The sequence below is a fragment of the Anaerotignum sp. MSJ-24 genome (assembly GCF_018918145.1).
In the GTDB taxonomy this organism is placed as follows: Bacteria; Bacillota; Clostridia; order Lachnospirales; family Anaerotignaceae; genus Metalachnospira.
Genome location: NZ_JAHLPX010000001.1, coordinates 42,563 through 62,517, shown reverse-complemented (window position 1 = coordinate 62,517; position 19,955 = coordinate 42,563). Strand labels below are relative to the sequence as shown.

19 protein-coding genes are annotated in these 19,955 nt (G+C 39.6%); all 19 read right to left on the bottom strand.

Annotated elements, in window-relative coordinates; genetic code table 11:
* Positions 1-38: 38 nt before the first annotated feature.
* The 19 genes from frr to KQI66_RS11445 all read right to left on the bottom strand — a co-directional run bounded on the left by frr (position 39) and on the right by KQI66_RS11445 (position 19,954).
* Positions 39-593, bottom strand: coding sequence for a ribosome recycling factor (gene frr, locus KQI66_RS00280; protein WP_216426712.1), 555 nt, complete (start codon positions 591-593; stop codon positions 39-41).
* A 48-nt stretch (positions 594-641) separates the two neighbouring features.
* On the bottom strand, positions 642-1,349 hold the full coding sequence (pyrH, locus tag KQI66_RS00275; protein WP_216426711.1) for a UMP kinase: 708 nt from the start codon (positions 1,347-1,349) through the stop codon (positions 642-644).
* A gap of 85 nt (positions 1,350-1,434) precedes the next feature.
* Positions 1,435-2,067 (bottom strand): thiamine diphosphokinase, encoded by a 633-nt coding sequence (locus tag KQI66_RS00270; RefSeq protein ID WP_216426710.1) that lies wholly within the window; start codon positions 2,065-2,067, stop codon positions 1,435-1,437.
* Positions 2,068-2,069: 2 nt separating this feature from the next.
* Entirely contained in the window at positions 2,070-2,732 is a 663-nt protein-coding gene (rpe, locus tag KQI66_RS00265; RefSeq protein ID WP_216426709.1) for a ribulose-phosphate 3-epimerase, read from the bottom strand.
* 1 nt (position 2,733) lies between these two features.
* The gene (gene rsgA / locus KQI66_RS00260; RefSeq protein WP_216426708.1) at positions 2,734-3,615 is read right to left on the bottom strand and encodes a ribosome small subunit-dependent GTPase A; all 882 of its coding nucleotides are present in this window, start codon (positions 3,613-3,615) and stop codon (positions 2,734-2,736) included.
* 15 nt (positions 3,616-3,630) lie between these two features.
* On the bottom strand, positions 3,631-6,099 hold the full coding sequence (locus tag KQI66_RS00255) for a protein kinase domain-containing protein (protein WP_216426707.1): 2,469 nt from the start codon (positions 6,097-6,099) through the stop codon (positions 3,631-3,633).
* 2 nt (positions 6,100-6,101) lie between these two features.
* The gene (locus KQI66_RS00250; RefSeq protein WP_216426706.1) at positions 6,102-6,845 is read right to left on the bottom strand and encodes a Stp1/IreP family PP2C-type Ser/Thr phosphatase; all 744 of its coding nucleotides are present in this window, start codon (positions 6,843-6,845) and stop codon (positions 6,102-6,104) included.
* Positions 6,846-6,880: 35 nt separating this feature from the next.
* Positions 6,881-7,918 carry a 23S rRNA (adenine(2503)-C(2))-methyltransferase RlmN gene (rlmN, locus tag KQI66_RS00245; protein WP_216426705.1) on the bottom strand — a complete coding sequence of 346 codons (1,038 nt, stop codon included), beginning with the start codon at positions 7,916-7,918 and terminating at the stop codon, positions 6,881-6,883.
* The gene (rsmB, locus tag KQI66_RS00240; RefSeq protein WP_216426704.1) at positions 7,919-9,268 is read right to left on the bottom strand and encodes a 16S rRNA (cytosine(967)-C(5))-methyltransferase RsmB; all 1,350 of its coding nucleotides are present in this window, start codon (positions 9,266-9,268) and stop codon (positions 7,919-7,921) included. It abuts the gene before it with no gap.
* 167 nt (positions 9,269-9,435) lie between these two features.
* Positions 9,436-10,335: a permease-like cell division protein FtsX gene (ftsX, locus tag KQI66_RS00235; RefSeq protein WP_216426703.1), complete on the bottom strand. Its 900-nt coding sequence runs from the start codon at positions 10,333-10,335 to the stop codon at positions 9,436-9,438.
* A complete protein-coding gene (gene ftsE, locus KQI66_RS00230; protein ID WP_216426702.1) occupies positions 10,325-11,008 on the bottom strand; it encodes a cell division ATP-binding protein FtsE in 684 nt (227 codons plus the stop codon). Before ftsE ends, ftsX begins: the two co-directional genes overlap by 11 nt.
* A 71-nt stretch (positions 11,009-11,079) precedes the next feature.
* Positions 11,080-12,171 (bottom strand): PucR family transcriptional regulator, encoded by a 1,092-nt coding sequence (locus tag KQI66_RS00225; protein ID WP_216426701.1) that lies wholly within the window; start codon positions 12,169-12,171, stop codon positions 11,080-11,082.
* 345 nt (positions 12,172-12,516) lie between these two features.
* Positions 12,517-13,368 carry a YitT family protein gene (locus KQI66_RS00220; RefSeq protein ID WP_216426700.1) on the bottom strand — a complete coding sequence of 284 codons (852 nt, stop codon included), beginning with the start codon at positions 13,366-13,368 and terminating at the stop codon, positions 12,517-12,519.
* Positions 13,369-13,437: 69 nt separating this feature from the next.
* Positions 13,438-14,160, bottom strand: coding sequence for a WecB/TagA/CpsF family glycosyltransferase (locus tag KQI66_RS00215; RefSeq protein WP_216426699.1), 723 nt, complete (start codon positions 14,158-14,160; stop codon positions 13,438-13,440).
* Positions 14,161-14,184: 24 nt separating this feature from the next.
* Positions 14,185-16,407 carry a polysaccharide pyruvyl transferase CsaB gene (gene csaB / locus KQI66_RS00210; RefSeq protein ID WP_216426698.1) on the bottom strand — a complete coding sequence of 741 codons (2,223 nt, stop codon included), beginning with the start codon at positions 16,405-16,407 and terminating at the stop codon, positions 14,185-14,187.
* Between the two features lie 36 nt (positions 16,408-16,443).
* The gene (locus KQI66_RS00205) at positions 16,444-16,929 is read right to left on the bottom strand and encodes a DUF4330 family protein (RefSeq protein WP_216426697.1); all 486 of its coding nucleotides are present in this window, start codon (positions 16,927-16,929) and stop codon (positions 16,444-16,446) included.
* Between the two features lie 13 nt (positions 16,930-16,942).
* Positions 16,943-17,410, bottom strand: a complete 468-nt coding sequence (locus tag KQI66_RS00200) for a DUF4330 domain-containing protein (protein ID WP_216426696.1) — start codon at positions 17,408-17,410, stop codon at positions 16,943-16,945.
* Between the two features lie 10 nt (positions 17,411-17,420).
* Positions 17,421-18,530 carry a glycosyltransferase family 4 protein gene (locus tag KQI66_RS00195; RefSeq protein WP_216426695.1) on the bottom strand — a complete coding sequence of 370 codons (1,110 nt, stop codon included), beginning with the start codon at positions 18,528-18,530 and terminating at the stop codon, positions 17,421-17,423.
* 2 nt (positions 18,531-18,532) lie between these two features.
* The gene (locus KQI66_RS11445; RefSeq protein WP_216426694.1) at positions 18,533-19,954 is read right to left on the bottom strand and encodes an O-antigen ligase family protein; all 1,422 of its coding nucleotides are present in this window, start codon (positions 19,952-19,954) and stop codon (positions 18,533-18,535) included.
* Position 19,955 lies beyond the last annotated feature (1 nt).

Sequence of the window (19,955 nt, the reverse complement as noted above, 5' to 3'; positions counted from 1 at the left end):
CTTTACGGGGTGTCTAAATTTTCTTTATAAGGTGTTTATCATACAGCCATAATATCTTTGCTCTTTGCATCAATCTTCTTGTCGATTTCAACAATGTATTTATCAGTAATTTTCTGAATATCATCAAGAAGGTCGTTAAGAACGTCCTCTGAAAGCTCGCCCTTCTTCTCCTGTTTCTTGAAAGCATCAACGGCATCTCTTCTGATGTTTCTGATTGCTACCTTTGAGTCCTCGCCCTTTTTCTTAACTTCCTTTGAAAGCTCTTTACGGCGTTCCTCTGTAAGCTCAGGGAATACAAGTCTGATAACCTTACCGTCGTTTGAAGGGTTGATTCCAAGCTCTGATGTATTGATTGCCTTTTCGATAGCTTTGAGAAGGCTTGATTCCCAAGGCTTAATCTCGATAAGACGAGCTTCGGGAACTGTTATGTTTCCTATCTGATTGATAGGAGTAGGTGTTCCGTAATAATCTACTGTAATTTTGTCAAGCACCTTAGGGTTTGCACGACCTACACGGATTGTTGCAAACTCGCTGTCAAGTGCCGCAAGTGTTTTTTTCATTTTTTCTTCATATACTGCTGTTTCCTTAGCCATATTCTATCCTCCCTAAAATTTAAAAATTTTTCATATATTATTCCATTTTCAATCGACAGTAACAACTGTGCCGATTTTTTCACCCTTAACCGCTCTCATAAGGCTGTTTTTCTCATTCAAGCCGAATATAAGAACAGGTACCTTCTGGTCGTTGCAAAGGCTTGCCGCCGAAAGGTCGATAACACGAAGTCCCTTGCTTATTATGTCCGCACATTTAATTTCGTCTATCTTCTTTGCATTGGGATTTATCTTTGGATCGCTGTCATAAACGCCGTCAACATTCTTTGCAAAAAGAAGTATATCCGCATCAAGCTCACAGCCTCTTAATGCGGTTACCGTATCTGTTGAGAAGTACGGATGTCCGATTCCTGCGGCAAAAATAACTACCTCGCCGTTTTCAAGATGCTTTAAGGCACTTTCCTTGGAAAACTGCTCCGATACCGTTCCGATAATGATAGGTGTCTGTACAGCCGCCTTTATTCCTCTCTGTCTGAACACATCGGCAACATATACGGCATTCATAACCGTAGCAAGCATACCTATCTGGTCAGCCTTTGTTCTGTCCATAGATGAATTTGCGCTTCTGCCTCTCCATATGTTTCCGCCGCCGATAACAAGAGCCACCTGTGTACCCATATCAAGTATTTCCTTAATCTGGTCAACTACGGCAAATATCGTTTCGTCGTCATACATAATGCCGTCTTTATCTCCGGCAAGAGCTTCGCCGCTGAGCTTTAAAATAATTCTTTTGTACATAAAGCACTTCCCCCTGTAAGATACATGTTCATATATAAATTAACATATTTTCTGAAATATTTCCACTATAATATTACGGCAATAATCAATCCTTGGCTTTTATGATAAGTGCCATACCGCTTTTGAACGAATATTCTGCATAATCGCCTTCCATAACGTTGGATACGCCCATAGGAGAATCCATGTGCATTACTGCGTTTTCAAGAGGATATTCAAGTCCCTTTGTGTAAACTCCGGTAACAACGTCCGTAATCGGTATAAATGAAACCAAATCGTCCTTTTTGCCGTAAATTTCTGCTTTTCCCGTGCAGAGTGTAATATTATTTCTTTCGTTTACTATTCGTGCCTTAATGCCTAATTTTTCAAGCTTGATAAGCTGAAAAATATTCGCAAGAGTATGGTCAAGACGGCTTCCTATTCCGCCGATAAGCGTAATATCGTCCGCACCTAACTCAACCGCATGATTTATTCCAAGCTCCATATCGGTTTCATCCTTCCGACACGGAACCTGTTTAAGCTCAATATCCTGTTTTTTATAATAATCGAGAACCTCCGGAGATACGCTGTCGAAATCGCCCACAATATAATCGGGAACAATTCCGAGCTTCATTGTATGGCGCATACCGCCGTCACAGCTTATTATAACTGCGTCCTTAATATATTCCTCGCAAAAGCCATAGTCCTCAATATCCGCATTTGCAAACACAACTGCCTTCATAATTAATCATACTCCCTGATAATATCAAGCATATCCTTAGCAGCCTTATGTATATCCTCTGCTCCGAATACTGCCGAGCCTGCAACAATAACGTCAGTTCCTGCCTCAAGAACTTCTCTCACGTTTCCGGCACCGATACCGCCGTCAGCCTCAATTTCATATTTATAGCCGTTTTTATCACGAAGCTCCTTGAGCTCTGTAACCTTTTTAAGGCAATCCGGCATAAGCTTCTGTCCGCCAAAACCCGGTTCAACAGTCATAACGAGCACAAGATCAACAAGACCGAGATAAGGCTCTATTGCACTTACAGGAGTTTTCGGCTTTATGGTTATACCTGTTTTAACTCCGTAGCTTTTTATTTTTTCAATAACCGACATAGGATCATCGGTTGCCTCAACATGGAAATTGACTATGTCCGCACCTGCTTTTACGAAATCATCAATATATCTAATGGGATCGGTTATCATAAGATGAACGTCAAAAACCATATCTGTTGACTTTCTTATGGTTTTATATACCGGTGCTCCAAAGCTGATATTCGGTACAAAAACACCGTCCATAACATCAATGTGAAGATACTGTGCTCCTGCTGTTTCAATCTGCTTAAGCTGTTCGTTAAGTATACCGAAATCGGCGGAAAGCATAGATGGAGAAAGCTTTTTCATATTATCTTTTCCTTTCCTCTAATATCTCGTTATATATATCTCTGTAACGTGCATATCTTTCTTCGCTTATATTTATTCCGAGCTGTGCCTTGATTCCGCAATAATCCGGAGATTCGTTAAGATGCTTGCATCCGGCATAACGGCAGTCATCAAGATACGGCTCAAACTCTCTGAAATAATACTGCAAATCCTCCGGCTCAATGCCTCTCATATCAAGAGAAGTAAAGCCCGGTGAGTCCACGATATATGTTCCCGGCTCAAGCTCGATAAGCTCCGACTGACGGGTTGTATGCTTTCCTCGTTCAATCTTTTTGCTTATTTCGCCGACCTTTGCTCCGGCCTCGGGACTTATCATATTGAGTATGCTGGATTTTCCGACACCGGAAGGTCCTGCAAGCACCGATATTTTTCCCTTAAGCTTATTATAAAGCTCCTCTCTGCCTCTCTTTTCTGCGGCAGAAACCGGAATAACCTCAAAGCCGGCCTTTGAATACATATCGCATATTTTTTTATATTTTTCCTCCGAATCAATATCGGTTTTATTTATACATATAACTATGTCAAGCTTCTGCTGTTCGGCAAGGACAATAAATCTGTCCATAATGTCCTCGTTAAAATCCGGACTGACCGACGCAAAAACAATGACAGCCTGGTCGATATTTGCCGCTCTCGGACGTATAAGGCAGTTTCTTCTCGGTTCAATTACATCAAGCGAGCCTTTTTTGTTTTTCTCGTCAAGTACGCTTATATTAACTATATCGCCTACTGTAGGTTTAATGCCTTCTTTTCTGAATTTACCTCTTGCACGGCATTCATAAACGCCGTTTTCGGTTGAAATATAATAAAATCCGCCTATACCTTTTATTATTGTGCCTTTTAGCATATATCCACCCTTCAATTATTCTGCTGATGTTTCGGTTGAACCTGTTTCTGAGGGAGCACTGTCGCTGTTTGTTCCGCCGATTTCGCCACTGCCGAGTGCAGGAACATCATCATCTACATTTGTTCCGCCGCCTTCGTTTGTATCCGGTGTTGAACTGCTGTTATTTACTTTGCCCGATGAAGTACTACCGCCGGAGCTTGTTGTGCCGCCATATGTGTTTCCGCCCGATGTACTTCCGCCTGATGTACTTCCACCTGATGTTGTGTTATTGTTTGTTGTTGTCTGCGCACCTCTGCCTAAGCTTACTACTATATCTATTGTGCTTGTTTTAAGTATTTCTTCTCCGGGCTCTGCTGTCTGAGTTATAACATAGCCTTTAGCAACCGAATTACTGTTTATTCTTGAAATATTTCCGACCGAAAGACCGCTTTCGTTTATTTTATCGATAGCGTCGCTTTCGGAATAGCCTGCTACATTGGGTACTACTGCGTTAAGGCTTGATGAATCACGACAGATAGTAAGTGTAACACTTACAGACTCTGTTACCTGTGAACCGCCTTCCGGTGACATTGATATAACCTCACCTTCGCTATGTGTAGAATCGCTCTTATATTCAAGTATTATATTAGCATTGGGAAGTGCTTTTGTTATCGTTGAAATCGCAACGCTTTCGTCTTTTCCGACTACATTGGGAAGCTCCGAAGTGTCAGCTCCGGCACTTACCGTAACGATAATTTCCATATCCTTTGTGATTTCCGAACCGGCCTCAATATCCTGTGTTAAAATCACGTTTTTTTTATCGCCGCCTTCAACCTCTGCACCTTTTACAAGCTTGATGCCAAGCTTTTCTGCCTCTGCAGATGCTTCGTCATAGTCCATATCAATGAATAAAGGCACTGTTGAAGTATCGTTCTTGCTAATAAGACCCTGCATATTGCCGAATACGTTGAAATATTTTACACCGACAAACACAATAACTGCAATTATAACAAGCGATGTAATTACTGCGGCAATGGTGACCTTCTTTTCCTGACGCTTTTCTTCGTCATATTCCTCGTAATAATCGTCGAAGTCGTCGTCATACTCTTCATCATCGTCGTAATCATCATAATCGTCGTCATCGTCGTATTCATCATTATCATTATTGAGTTTAAGCTTATTCTTATATTTGCCGAAACCGACACTGCTCTTTGGTAGTTTTATTTTTGATAAATCGCTGGCAAGTTCAACTTTAATATCATCGTCATCATCGTCCGAAACATTTGAAAATTCGTCATCATAATCCTCTTCATAATCTCCAAACGTATTTCCGGTTTTTGGAATAGGAGCTGTATCATAATCGTCGTCCCAGTCCTCTTCTGCCGCATGCTTTTTAACTCTCGGCTGAACCATTGTTTCATCGCTTGCAAGCTCTTCCGCCGTATCCTCAGGAATGTTATTTACTCTTCTTCCGTTCTTAACTGCATTGGGAATTTCAATTTCGCCGGTCTCATCATTTACTGCTGATTCTGCCGCTTCCGCTGTTTTTGCATCATATATATCATTTGCGGCTTTTGCGCCTACCGCTGCGGCTGTTGCTGCTTTTGCCGCATCAGCAGCCTTATTTTCTGCTTTGACATTGTTATTTGCGGCTTTGCCTTTTCCGCCCTTTTCTCTTACTGCCTCAACAATGGCAAGCTTAATATCGGAAAGAAGAATATCTATGTTGTCATAGCGTTCATCTGAATTTTTCTGTGTTGCTTTTCTTATTATACCCTCAAGACCTCTTGTTATATCAGGATTGTACTGTCTTATATCCGGAAGCTCCTCATTGAGGTGCTTAAGTGCAACGGCGATTGAACTGCTGGCATCAAAAGGAACTCTGCCCGTTGCCATTTCATACATAGTTATACCAAGAGAATATATGTCGCTCTTTTCATTTACAAAACCGCCTCTCGCCTGTTCCGGAGAGAAATAATGAACAGAGCCCATTGCATTCACATCTGCCGCATATGTGCTTGAGCTTGCGGCTCTTGCAATGCCGAAGTCAGTAACCTTAACTGTTCCGTCAACGGCAACAAGTATGTTCTGTGGTTTAATATCCCTATGTACAACATGGTGCTTATGTGCGTAAGAAAGAGCTGATGCAATCTGCATTGCAACAGAAAGCGTTGTAACGGAATCGAAAGGAGCCTTTTCCTTTATTGCTTCCTTAAGTGACTGGCCATGAGTATATTCCATTACTATGTAATTAATACCTCTGTCCTCTCCGACATCATAAACACGCACAATGTTATGATGAGAAAGACTTGCGGCCGCACTTGCCTCCGCACTGAATTTTGTAAGGAAATCAGCATTTTCGGAATATTCGTCCTTAAGCACCTTAACGGTTACAAATCTGCCAAGTCGCATATCCCTTGCCTTATAGGCAACTGCCATTCCGCCGGCACCAAGCTTTTCTATTATCTGATACCTTTTGCTGATGATCGTTCCTTTATCCAACATTGTTAATTATCCACCCTTCTATCTGCAAGAATAACGGAGATGTTATCTGTTCCTCCGTTCTTGTTTGCAAGCTTTACAAGCATATCTGCCTTATCGGCAAGATTAGTTTTTTTCTTAAGTATTTTTTCTATATCTTTATCCTCAACCATGTTTACAAGGCCGTCTGAGCAAAGCAGAACTATGCCGTTCTCGTCCAGATCGCAGATAATCGTGTCTGCCGGCATATTTTCCTCGATTCCGATAGCCTTTGTTATAACATTTTTCCGAGGATGGTTTTTCGCTTCATCAAGAGTTATCTGTCCTCTTCTGACCATTTCCATCACAAATGAATGGTCCTTTGTAAGCTGTCTAAGACCTTTTTTATCATATACATAAAGTCTGCTGTCACCGATATGTATTCCGTAAAGTCTTCTGCCGCATATTGCCGCCGCAGTGAATGTCGTTCCCATTCCGTTGAGCGACTCATCATTAAGCGACATATCATAAAGTGCCTTATTGCTGTAACGCAGTGCACTTACAAACAAATCCAATATATCATCATAGTCTTCGGTATTAAAGTTTTTGTCAATATACTCATTGAACAGCTCAATGGAACGCCGGCTTGCAATTTCGCCGGCATTGTGGCCGCCCATTCCGTCAGCAACTATATAATATTCAAAATCCGTATTCGGATTTTCCGATATATAAATCGAATCCTCATTCTGCTGTCTTAACCTGCCTAAGTCACATCTTCCAACAGCTCCCATGCAATCACCTCTTTTACAGGATGCTTTCTGATGCTCTATCTTTTTTCATCCTTATAGCGTTTCCTCAGCTGTCCGCAGGCAGCGTCAATATCACTTCCAAGCTTTCGTCTTACCGTTGTTTCTATGCCTCTTGATGTAAGTATGCCTTCAAAGCGTTTAACAGCCTCATTCGTGCTTCTTACATAATCTCTTTCCTTAACATCGTTGACCGGAATAAGATTGACATGGCACAGAAGTCCTTTAAGCTTTTCCGCAAGCTCCTTTGCATTTTCCGCACTGTCGTTTACGTCCTTTATGAGTGAATACTCAAATGTAATACGGCGGTTGGTTTTTGCAACATAATCTCTGCATGCCTGTAAAAGCTTATCCATAGGATTTGCCTTGGATACAGGCATAATTCTGTTTCTTATCATATCATTCGGTGCATGAAGGGATACTGCAAGAGTTATCTGCAAATCCTCATCAGCAAGCTCATAAATTTTATTTATAAGTCCGCAGGTTGACAATGTAATATGGCGCTGTCCCATATTTTTGCCTTCCTTTGAATTAATAAGCTTAATAAATTTAATTACGTTATCATAATTATCCAATGGCTCTCCGCTGCCCATAAGTACAACGCCGGAAACCGTTTCGCCTTTGTCCTTCTCTATCTCGTATACCTGTGAAAGCATTTCCGAAGGAGAAAGGCTTTTTTCGACTCCGTCAAGGGTTGATGCACAAAAAGTACAGCCCATTCGGCAGCCTGCCTGTGTTGAAATACATACTGTATTTCCGTATGAATACTGCATAAATACGCTTTCTATTATACAGTTATTATCAAGCTCAAACAAGTATTTTGTCGTATTGTCGATTTTCGACACGAGCTTTTTAACCTGTTTAAGCGAACCTATCGTATAATTTTCCTCAAGCTTTGCCCTAAGATTTTCGGACAAATCGCTCATCTGAGAAAAGCTGTCTGCATATTTAACGTGCAGCCATCTGTATATCTGCTTTGCTCTGAACTTTTTTTCGCCTATGAGCAGCATTTCTGCCTCAAGCTCGGGCAAAGTTAAAGATTTTAAATCAGTTTTCATTTAATGACCATTCTTTCTCATAACGGCGATAAAAAAGCCGTCTGTTTCATGTATTCCCGGAAGGAGCTGTATCATGCCGTTTTCGGCATACCCCCTGAGGTTTTCGGGCAAAAGCTCCGTTATGTCAACAGGCTCAAAATTTTTATGCTCGGCAAGGAACTTTTTTACATTCATCTCATTTTCCTTTTTGCATATAGTGCAGGTGCTGTATACAAGCGTTCCGCCTACCTTAACGCATTCTGCCGACACTCTTAAAATATCCTGTTGCAATACAATAAGCGAATCAATATCATCGCCTGTTTTATTCATTTTTATGTCAGGCTTTTTTCTTATAAGACCAAAGCCGGAGCAAGGTGCATCAACAATGACTCTGTCAAATTTTTCGTAATCCTCTTCGTGTACTATCATGGCATCTCTTAGCTTTGTTTCAACTATCTTTATGCCGAGACGAGTTTTTGTTTCCTCCATAAGACCGAGCTTATGCTCATGTATATCACAGGAAACAACCTTGCCTTTGTTATCCATAAGCTCTGCCGCAAGAAAGGATTTTCCTCCGGGAGCCGCACATACATCGAGTATTTTCTCGCCCGGCTTAGGATCAAGCAGTTTAACCGCAAGCATAGAGCTTTCGTCTTGGACATGAAAAAGACCAACCTTGAACATCTCGGTTTCGGCGAGATTGGACGAGCCTTTTATATGAAGTGCGTTTTCATAATGTACTCCGGTTTTAACCGATATGCCGTTTTTTCTTAGCATTTCGGCAAGAGCTGTCGGAGTTGTCTTCAACCTGTTTACGCAAAGCGTTACATCGGGAGCTGTATTTCCGGCAATACATATTTTTTCCGTTGTTTCAAAATCATATTTTGCAAGCCACATTTTCACAAGCCAGAGCGGATGTGAATATTTTACGGAAATATATTCTGCTGTTCCCTTTTCCGGAAGCTTAATATCTTCTTTATTTCTTATTACAGTTCTTAGAACTCCGTTTACATAGTTACCTAAAAAAACAAGGCCTCTTTTTTTGACCAGAGCAACGGCCTCCGAACAAGCCGCAGAATCCGGAACTCTATCCATGAATATAATCTGATACACGCTCATTCGCAATACGGCAAGCACATACGGTTTTAATTTATCTGTTTTTGTCTTGGAGTATTCATTGATTACATAATCAACATAAATTATATTACGCAGCGTACCGTTAACAACCTCGGTTACAAATGCCTTATCTTTTCTCGGCATTGCACCGTTCAAACGGAGGTATTTTCTGAGCGTTATGTTACTGTATGCCGCAGAAACGGTTATTTCTTCCAAAGCATCTGCCGCAACCTCTCTCGGGTTTATTAGTATCATAATTTAACTCCTTTCAGATAAAATTACCGTTACGCCTTTAACATAATATATCATAGCTATATATCTGCACATTATGTGGACAATTATACCATAATGAGATATTTTACCGCATTTTGACCAAATAATCAATATAAAATACCCGACACAATAATATGTCGGGCAAAATTTTAAACATTCAAATGTTTTCTTAATGAAATTGTACTTCCGATTATACCGAGTACAGCACCGAAAAGAAGTGCAAACGGCAATAATACGGAGAATATATCTATACCGAAACGGAATGCGAAAAGCGATTTTATCATCGGTATATGCTGATATATTATATCTATAAGCTTATTATACAGCGGCCATGCAACAACAATAGGTATACATGCGCCTACAAGACCGATTATTATACCTTCGATAACGAAAGGCCATCGTATGAACCAGTCGGTTGCACCTACATATTTCATAATGCTTATTTCGGTTCGTCTTGTAAAAACCGAAAGCTTGATTGTGTTTGTAATTATAACGACAGAAATCGCCGCAAGCACAAGTATAAGCACAATGCCGAATATACTTAAGAAATTGCTTATTTTAACGAGTATCTGCGTTTCCGATTCCGCATGACGTATGTTTCTTACGCCGGGAATCTGTTCAAGCTTAGAAACAACATCTCCCTGATATGCTATATCATCAAGAGATACTTCAAACGAGCTTGAAAGCGGATTGTTTGTTTCGTCAAAGCCTGCAAGTATATCCTCTGCGTCCCATGAGCTTTTAAGCTCGTTCAATGCGTCTTCCGGAGAAATGTATTTAACAGTTTCAACATGGTCGATTGCAGTAATTTCATCATTTATTGCAATAACCTCATCGGAACTTATGTCATTATCAAGGAAAACGGCAATACCGATTGAATCCTCAACCTGCTGGAGCATATAGCTCACGTTGGAAAGTGCACAATACGAAATCGCTATAATGAATATACATGCCGCAACAGTACCTATCGAGGCAACCGACATAAGTCTGTTTTTTATTACGCCTCCGAAGGCTTCTGAAAAAAAGTATTTTATTGATCTAAATTTCATCGCTGTACCCACCTTTTTTATCACGAATTATGTGACCGTTTTCAAGAGTGATAACTCTCTTCTGCATCTGGTCAACTATATCCTTTGCATGAGTAGCGATCAAAACAGTTGTTCCTCGCTTATTAATTTCCTCAAGGAGCGTCATAATATCCCAGGCCGTTGCCGGGTCAAGGTTACCGGTAGGCTCGTCCGCAATAAGTATAGGCGGATTGTTTACAATCGCTCTCGCAAGTGCAGTTCTCTGCTGTTCACCGCCGGAAAGCTCTCTGGGAAATACCTTTGCTTTGTCCCTAAGCCCTACAAGGCTGAGTACCGTCGGCACATTACGTCTTATTGTTTTTGTCGGTGCCTCGATAACCTGCATTGCAAACGCAACATTATCGAAAACCGATTTATTCGGAAGAAGTCTGAAATCCTGGAAAACAACACCGAGATTTCTTCTCAAATAAGGTATCTGGTTTCTTTTAAGCTTTCCTGTGTCAACACCGTTTATTACTATACTGCCTTCGGTTGGATCAAGCTCCTTAAGCAGAAGTTTAATCATTGTTGATTTACCGGAACCACTTGAGCCGACAAGGAATACAAATTCGCCCTTGTCTATGTGTATGTTTATATCCTCAACACCGACTGTTCCGTTGGGATATACCTTTGAAACGTGTTCTATGTCTATCAAAAATAATCGTCCTTTCCCGGCCTTTATTCAAGAGCAGGCTTTTGCGGATTTTAATTTCTATCCGCAGTTAATCAGTACACCATTTTGTCCATGTACATCATGTATTTGCTTACCATAAGTGTTATCTTGAATATAATGGCATCGTCAAAATTACGCAGGTCAAGACCTGTCATCTTCTGAAGTTTGTCAAGTCTGTACACAAGCGTATTTCTGTGTATGTAAAGCTGTCTTGAGGTTTCAGATACATTCAGGTTATTTTCAAAGAATTTATTGACTGTGGCAAGAGTTTCCTCGTCGAAATCGTCCATAGTAAGTCCGTGAAGAACCTCTTTAATGAACATCTTGCAAAGTGAAAGAGGAAGCTGGTAAATAAGTCTGCCGATACCGAGCTTTTCATAATTAACGATATATTTGTCGCTTTCAAAAATTTTGCCGACCTCAAGAGCCATCTTAGCTTCTTTATATGAACGTGAAACGTCCTTAAGATCACTGACAACAGTACCGATTGAGATATAAACCTTAACATTAAGCTCTGTTGAAAGAGTATCTGTTATCATCTTTGCAATCTTCTCGATTTCGTCCATTGTTTCCTTTTCACGAAGTTCTTTGACGAGAATTATGCTGTGCTCGTCAACCGCTGTAACGAAATCCTTTGTCTTTGCAGGGAAAATACTTCTTACAATCTCAACAATATTCATATCCTTATCAATGTTTGTTTCGATAAGATAAACGATACGTCTGATATTGTTTTCGATATGAAGCTTTTTAGCTCTGCTGTAAATATCGACAAGAAGAAGGTTATCAAGAAGAAGGTTTTTGATAAAGTTATCCTTATCGTATCTTTCCTTGTATGCAACAAGAAGGCTTTGAATCTGGAAAGCAGCAATCTTGCCGATTCTGTAACCATCCTCGTCTTCGCCCTTAACCTGTATAACATATTCCGGAATACCGTTATCATAAACCTTGAAATACTGATAACCGAGAATAAGCTGGCTGTCAGCCTGTGAGCCGACAAAGTTTTCAATGGCGTCAATCTGTCTGCCGATCATGTTTTCTTCGGTTGTGGCAATTACTTTACCCTCTTTTTCGACAACGCTCATGTCTTTACGGGTAATATTTTTGAGCCCGTCAATAGTACTCTGTAAAATCTGATTAGAAATCATAAAACCCACCCCAATATCTTTAATATAGTTTGTTCCCCATAATTTTAACGGTCTGCACTCTATAGGAACTTTTCTACATATCAGCAGACGAGTGATAAATTGCATAAAGCAATATATCGGTATTACGTATATATTCATGTAAAATCTGCTGTCGTTAAAATTCACTATGACTGATTTATATTTTATAACAAAATAACAAAAAAATAAAGAGAAATTTCAAAAAAAGTGACAGAATTTTTTTTAATGCACAAAAGTTTAAAATATTAACAGTTTTGATAGTATTACACAACTGATTTGTGGGAACAAATTACAGTGCCGGAGCATAATGTACTTTTGTTTACTATGCTAAAACTTTTTAAATCCGTTTCCGTATACGTCATTTATATCAAGAAGAATAATAAATGCTTTGTTATCAATAAATTTTACAGTTTCTTTGAGCTTAGTTATTTCATTTTGTGAAAAAATACATATAAGCACATTACGATATTCATTTTTGTACATACAAACACTGTTCAGTCCCGATGTTTTTCCGCAATCTGCCGTCCTCAGACAACTTATCACATCCGACGGCCTTTCCGAAATAATAAGCGCCATTTTGTCATATGACGATCCTACAGACACAGCCTTTACACATTTTGACGAAATATATACGGAAATAACCGAAAACATGGCTTTTTCAGCTCCGAAAACAAAAAATCCGAGCATAATTACTGTCGCATCTATCAAAAAGATGTAATCCGAAACCGAAAGTCTGTCATTTTTCTCATGTATCAGCTCTGCGGCTATTTCCGTTCCGCCTGTTGTTGCGGAAGCGTTAAGAACAAAGCCAACTCCCGTTCCGCTCAATATTCCGCCGAAAACAGCTGCAAGCATGGTATCTCCGTTATATTCCGGCAGAACCAGCAATATTTCAAGTGCCAGAGAAAACAGAATCGATGCAAGCAGACTTCTTTTTATATAACTCTTTCCGAATTTTTTATATGCGGCAAAAAACAGCGGAAAATTAAATGCTATATTTGTTACGGACACAGGTATGCCGAAGCCGAGATATTTTTCCGAATAGCTCAATATAATAATTCCGAGTCCGCTTACGCCGCCTGCCGCCATTTCAGCCGGAGCATAAAAAACATCTATTGCCGCCGCAATAAGCAAAACACCGAGTACAAGCATAAAATATCGTTTCAATAAACCATTCATATTTTTCACTCCAAATAAAAACTCCCATACAGTAATTGTTTACCGTATGGGAGCAAAATATGTTGTGGTTTATCTCATCACCTTGCGTACTCTCAAAACAAACTTTGGAAGACGCATCATTCTTTTAAATCTTGTCGGCTGTTTTATAAGTCTGTAAAGCCATTCTATTCCGAGCTTGCAGAAGAACTCCGGTGCTCTTTTAAGATTTCCGCTCATTACGTCAAAACTTCCACCTATACCGATTGCAAGCTTTGCACCGGTAAATCTGAGATTTGAATAAATCCATTTTTCCTGTTTCGGTGAACCGAGTCCGACAAGAAGAAGTGACGGCTTTTTCTCTTTAATATCAGCAATAATGTTTTTTTCTTCCTTTGCATCAAAATATCCGTCATGTATACCGACTATTTTAAGTCCGGGATATTTTTTTCTCATTTCCTCTGCCGCTTTCTCAGCAACTCCGGGAGCACCGCCGAACATATAAACCGTATTATCGGTATCTTTTATTCTGTCAAAAATCTGAAGAACAAGGTCATATCCGGAAACACGCTCGGTTATTATGTTTTCGGCATATTTTGATGCCCATACGATACCTATTCCGTCGGCTGTCACCATGTCTGCCGCTTTAAGTATATTCATAAGCTCGGTATCGGTCTGTGCCTCCATAACAATTTCGGGATTTGGAGTGCAGATGATATGCTGTCCCGGCTCTATCATAAATCCGACTGCGGTATCAGCCGCCTCCGCCATTGTTTTTACGTCAAACGGAACACCGAGTATAGTTGCTTTTCCCATATATTTTTACCTCCGTAAAGGTACTTATTTCAACAATGTACCAAGATATTTTTCATTAAGCTCTGCTTTTTCTTCAAGCTGTCTTGCAACGTCATCAAGGTTTTCAACGACATCTTTATAATTTTCAAGAATATTTCCGTAAGCGTCAACGGTTTTTTCAACATCAATATCTTCAACATTTCCGCCGTCCGGTGCATTCAAAAGCTTCATATAGTTGCTTATCTTCGGATCATATACAAAGCCGATTATAGGAATACGCTGTTTTGTAGCAAATATAAGCGTATGCAGACGCATACTGAGTATTACCTCCATATGTCCAATCATGCCGATAAGCTCATTGGGTGTATACTGTCCGTCAAGAATATATGCCTGTGAGTGCATTTTTTCCATAACCTGTCTGCTTATGTTTGCATCAGCCGGATTGTGCATTACTATGAAAACTATTGTTTTATTATATTCGTCATGTATTCTGTCACAAATCTGTGCGAATCTTTCCGGAATTGTGTCACAGCCCTTCCAGTTTCTTACCGAAACGCCGACAATGCCTTTTGTTGTAGGTATTCCGGCTTTTATAAGCAGCTCCTTTGAACGGTAATACGGAATTATATCCATTGTAAAAACAGGATCGGCAGTAACATAAATATTCTTGTTCGTAATGCCCATGGAAACAAGCTCATCCATGGAATCCTGTTCACGTAATGTAATAAGGTCAGCCTTATTTACAACATTTTTAACCATATTTCTGTTTTTCACCTTGGAAACGGGGCCAATACCGTTTGCGTAAAGCATTACCTTCTTATTCATCATTTTTGCGGCTTTAATTATGGAAAGATAATACATAAGCGAGCGTGTACTTGTTGTGTCCTGCAAAAGCGAACCTCCGCCGCTTAAAAGAATATCACATTTCTTTATTGCCTTAAGCACCTTAAACAGGTCAAAACGGTATACAACATTCTCAAAACCATATTTTGCTCTCGTTTCCTCCGGATTTTTCGAAAGTACGGTAATGCTTATACTCTTATCCATTTTCTTTATATTTTTATAGATCGTTGTAAGTATTGCTTCGTCACCGCTGTTATTAAATCCGTAATAGCCTGACATCAGTATTTTTTTGCCGTTATTCATACTGTAAGCATCGTCATACATCTCTATACAGTCATCGGCCATTTTTTTAACGGAATAATACTTGAATATTATTTCTCTGCCATATGCTCCGAGCTCTGCCTTTTCCTCATCAGTGCTGTCAAGCAAAAGCTGTTTTATGTCACGCACAAGCAGTTCACCGGACGAAAGCTCACAACCACGACAGCAGAAGTTGTTTTCCTGTGCCTTTTCAAGCTTATCCTCGGAGAAAATACCTATATAGCCTTCATTTCCGGCAACAATAACAGGCTTTGCCGCTGCCATTGCCTCAAGTGCGGAACGGCTTACGCCGACAAATATATCGCCTGCGGCTATTATTTTATTAATGTCGGTTCTTCCGCCTGTCATAATTACACACTGACGGTTGAGCTTCTTATTTACCGCATCGGCCTTTTCCTTAAGTCTGTCGAAAGAATTTCCGCCACCTGTTATAAGAAGCTGAATGCCTTCTATGCTTTTATCAAGCTCTTCGGCATAATCAATAAGCTGTTCGGCAACAAGCGATCTGTCCTCGTCCATACGGCTTACATAGGACACAACCGGAAAATCGGGATTAATATTAAATTCCTTTATAACGTCATCACCGGTAATCTCCGGAGAGAATTTATCGGTATCTATACCGTTTATTGTCACATAAATATTTTCTTCCGGCGTATTGTAATTATCGATAAGATACTGTTTAATATCCTCACTTACCGCAATTACCTTCTGTCCCCAGTTAGTAAGGTATTTAAGTCCGTGTGATGTATTGAAAACCCAGTGAGCGCTTGTAACAAAAGTGAATTTTTCCGAATGGTTTATTATTCCTGTTATAAAGCCGGGTATTCTCGCATGAGAATGTACAATATCAAACTTTTCGTCCTTTATTATTTTTTTAAGCAGTTTATAGGACTGATACATTTTTGAAATATTACGCACATTCATCGGAACTTCAAAATGGCGTATTCCGGCGGCCTCAAGCTCCTCAACATATACGCCGCCGTTTGATGCAACGCTTACATCATAGCCACGCTTTGTAAGCTCCTTGGCAAGCTCAACGATATGCGTTTCCGCACCGCCTATATCAAGCCCCATTGTTGTCATAAGTATTTTATATTTCTTCATCGTTATTCCTCCACCCCTTTACAGGAACGGTAAACTTTAGTTATTCTCGGCTGAAATGCTTGTGATTTTAGCTGTACAGTCGATATATTTAGTGTATATTTCTCTCTTGGAATTCATACAGAGGTCATATACCTTATTTACAGAATACATACCGTTATTTTCTGTTGCCTGTGCCTCTATTGTTATTATAACATCATATCTGTTTTCAACAGGAGCGGCAACAGTTCTTCCGTCCTTTGTATACAACGCTCTTACCGCATCGTCCCATTCGATATTTGTTATTGTTCCGATTGCATTATTTGATGTATAGTCGTATACTGTATCGCCAACCTTAATATTATTGAAAACATAATCTCTTAATGCCTCAATCTTCATCTGATAAGTAACCGTCTGCATATTTACATTCTTTGATGTTTTATCGAGTCCATGGAATTTATATACTGCACCTGCGATTATTACGACAATAACCAAAACAACAATTCCGTCAATTATATTAAATCTGCCTTTTTTTCTCTCTGCCATATTAACCGCCTCCTTATCGTTCAATCTGTATTACATAGCCTTCGCCGGCATATCCGGGGCCTTTTACGAATATCTCGTTTCCGGCTCTTACAATATACTGTCCGTTAACAGCATAGGCACTGTCTGTTTCGGTAACATTCGCCGTTACGGTTATTATTACTCTTTCAGATGTAGGATCGACCGAATCAACATATCTTTCATTTTCATAATCCTGTGTAATCTTTGTATAAGGTACTGTTTCAACGGAAACTACATTGCCCATACTATAATTTTTTGTGTTTTCATAAAGCTGGTCGCCTTCGTGGATATAGTCTGCAAGTCCCGGTGCGGCATCATTAAGCTCAATTTTATAAGTAAGCTTTTTTGTATCAATTGTTGTTTCCCTATGCGTGAAAACATAAAGACCGACGCCGATGCAAAGAACAATAACCACAATAACAATATCAAAGATATTTAATTTGAATTTCTTTTTTTCGCTCATTTTATACTCCTTATTTCATTAATCCGGCATACACCTTTTCTATATTCTCCGCATAAATTTCAGCGGTAAATTTCTTATTGAATATTTCAACGGATTTATTTTTCATGTACTCATAGGTTTCCGGCTCGTCCATAAGCTTCATAATATATTTAGCCATATCATCGCTGTCCTTAAGTTTGAATATATATCCGTTTTCGCCATGTGTTATTACTCCTGGATTTCCGCCGTAATCGCTTACAACCGCCGGTATACCGAGGCTCATGCCTTCAAGCAGTGAAAGACTTGTCGCTTCCGTTCCGAAGGAAGCATTTGCCTGAACATCAAGTATTGAAAGCACTTCGTTTACATTTTTGATAAAGCCTGTAAATATGACCGTATCTTCAAGGCCTTTTTCGGCAACAACCTTTTTCAGCTTTTCTTCCAAAGCACCTGTACCTATTATAAGCGTTTTTATCGGTCTGCCGGCTTTTTTAATCTTCTCCGTTGCCTCTATAAGATAAATATGGCCTTTTACCTCTTCGATACGTGCCATTATGCCGACCGTAAAATCTCCGCTTTTTATTCCGTATTTTGATTTAAGCGTTCTTATCGTTTCATCAGAGGCTCTCTTCTGCGGTTCAACTCCGTTAAGAATTACCTTAACTCTGTTTCCGTCAATTCCGGTATCGGTAAGGTTTTCCTTAGCCGCCTCTGCCACTGCAATTATATCATCGGCATAGTGCATATTTATCATTCCATTTATTTTCTTTCCTATGCCCTTGCTTATTCTGGGGCTGACCGGAAAAACGGAATGTCTTGTGAACACTACCTTTTTGCCGCATTGTCTGCCTGCAATACGTCCGCTCATGTTTCCATGCGTATGTACTATATCGCAGTTACTGTCTTTTATAATTTTCTTAAGCTCTTTTATGCTTTCCCCACTGAGTGACTTTTCCGCAATGGTATCTGCCTCAATGGTTTTTATGCCGAGCTTGTTAATTTCGGGAATAAGCAGACTGTTTCTCGGAACGACAACCTCAACATCAAACTTTGTTCTGTCGAAATATTTAAGAAACGTAAGCACACATCGTCCTGCTCCGCCGATGTTGCTGTCGCTTATTATGTTCAGTACCTTTATCATTTTCAGTCCTCCTTAAGAGTATCTATATCGGAATAAAGTACGGAAAGAGCGGCAACGCACCAGAACATAAACATAACTCTGTAATTATAGAAAGTATAATCTGTAAAGCTCTGGAGGAAAAATCCGCTTAACGCCGCTATTGCACCCATTATAAATATCTTATCCTTTTTATCCTTTGTCTTTTTAAGACCGATTGCACAGGTTTTATAAAGACGGTAAATAATTCCTAAAAATACGATAACTCCGCAGATACCTGTGTCGCACATAGTTTGTAAATAAAGGTTATGCGAATGAGGTGCTGTTATTGAATCATAGGCATATGACGGATAAACCATATTGAAGGCATTTGTTCCCGGTCCGACACCGCACATCCAATAATCCTTAAGCATACTGAGAGTACCCATATAAATATAAAATCTGTAGCTTGTTGATGAGTCCGACATATTGCCGATACTCATAAAACGGTTTATTATTGTCTGCGGAAGAACAAACGGAAGAAGTATAAGTCCGACAATTACAAGAAGTATACATCTTCTGTCCAGCAATATAAGAAATACCATTGCCGCAAACATAATTCCGAGCCAACAGCCTCTTGAATATGTCAATATAAGACAGAGCATCTGTATTGCACATACAATAAAGAAAAAGCCCTTTTTAAGAATTCCCTTTGATGTAAAGAAGAACGATACGCCAAACGGTATTGTAAGAAGAAGATATTCTCCGAGAACATTGGGATTTCCGAGAGTTGCATATACTCTGAAGCCGATGTCGGAAAACATTTCAGTATCTATCCATGAACCGCTAAATTTAGACGGATTCATATACTGATAAAAACCATAAAACGACACCAGAACAGCAAAGCCCATAAAGCACAATGTGAGCACCTTAAGCTGTGTTTTTGTCTGAACGGCATTAATAACAACAAAATAGAACAGTGCAAACACGATAAAAAGCACTGCGCCGAAAAGTGAACCTTTAACAGTTACAGATGTAAGTGTCGCAACAAAATAAACCAAAGCATATATAAGTATATATTTATTAAGCGGTGAATATCTAAGCTTAAAGCTTTTTTCTGTAAACAATCTTATGGCAAGTGCAAGAAATCCTGCAAGTGCAAGTGCAACAACGCCCATTGTCGGCAATACCGGTGCAAAGACCATTGCAAGAAAACACCATAAAAACGGCATTTTAAATATACTGCCTTCAAAAAGCCTATCCAGATGAAGAGCCGAAAATATTTTTCTGAATAAGCTCACAATACCGTTAAATATTTTTGTAAATATACTGCTGTCCGAAAAGACTTTAAAGCCGCCTTCTCTTAAAAATCTTCCTATTAAACAGCTGTCATTGAACTGCTCCGAAAACCAGCCGCCTATTGCCGCCAGAAGATTATAGAAAATACTGTTTTTTATTATATCCGGCACG

Coding starts and splice junctions, on each gene's coding strand:
- frr (WP_216426712.1), bottom strand. CDS start 593: ATGGCTAAGGAAACAGCAGTATATGAAGAAAAAATGAAAAAAACACTT.
- pyrH (WP_216426711.1), bottom strand. CDS start 1,349: ATGTACAAAAGAATTATTTTAAAGCTCAGCGGCGAAGCTCTTGCCGGA.
- KQI66_RS00270 (WP_216426710.1), bottom strand. CDS start 2,067: ATGAAGGCAGTTGTGTTTGCAAATGCGGATATTGAGGACTATGGCTTT.
- rpe (WP_216426709.1), bottom strand. CDS start 2,732: ATGAAAAAGCTTTCTCCATCTATGCTTTCCGCCGATTTCGGTATACTT.
- rsgA (WP_216426708.1), bottom strand. CDS start 3,615: ATGCTAAAAGGCACAATAATAAAAGGTATAGGCGGATTTTATTATATT.
- KQI66_RS00255 (WP_216426707.1), bottom strand. CDS start 6,099: ATGTTGGATAAAGGAACGATCATCAGCAAAAGGTATCAGATAATAGAA.
- KQI66_RS00250 (WP_216426706.1), bottom strand. CDS start 6,845: ATGGGAGCTGTTGGAAGATGTGACTTAGGCAGGTTAAGACAGCAGAAT.
- rlmN (WP_216426705.1), bottom strand. CDS start 7,918: ATGAAAACTGATTTAAAATCTTTAACTTTGCCCGAGCTTGAGGCAGAA.
- rsmB (WP_216426704.1), bottom strand. CDS start 9,268: ATGATACTAATAAACCCGAGAGAGGTTGCGGCAGATGCTTTGGAAGAA.
- ftsX (WP_216426703.1), bottom strand. CDS start 10,335: ATGAAATTTAGATCAATAAAATACTTTTTTTCAGAAGCCTTCGGAGGC.
- KQI66_RS00225 (WP_216426701.1), bottom strand. CDS start 12,171: ATGATTTCTAATCAGATTTTACAGAGTACTATTGACGGGCTCAAAAAT.
- KQI66_RS00220 (WP_216426700.1), bottom strand. CDS start 13,368: ATGAATGGTTTATTGAAACGATATTTTATGCTTGTACTCGGTGTTTTG.
- KQI66_RS00215 (WP_216426699.1), bottom strand. CDS start 14,160: ATGGGAAAAGCAACTATACTCGGTGTTCCGTTTGACGTAAAAACAATG.
- csaB (WP_216426698.1), bottom strand. CDS start 16,407: ATGAAGAAATATAAAATACTTATGACAACAATGGGGCTTGATATAGGC.
- KQI66_RS00205 (WP_216426697.1), bottom strand. CDS start 16,929: ATGGCAGAGAGAAAAAAAGGCAGATTTAATATAATTGACGGAATTGTT.
- KQI66_RS00200 (WP_216426696.1), bottom strand. CDS start 17,410: ATGAGCGAAAAAAAGAAATTCAAATTAAATATCTTTGATATTGTTATT.
- KQI66_RS00195 (WP_216426695.1), bottom strand. CDS start 18,530: ATGATAAAGGTACTGAACATAATAAGCGACAGCAACATCGGCGGAGCA.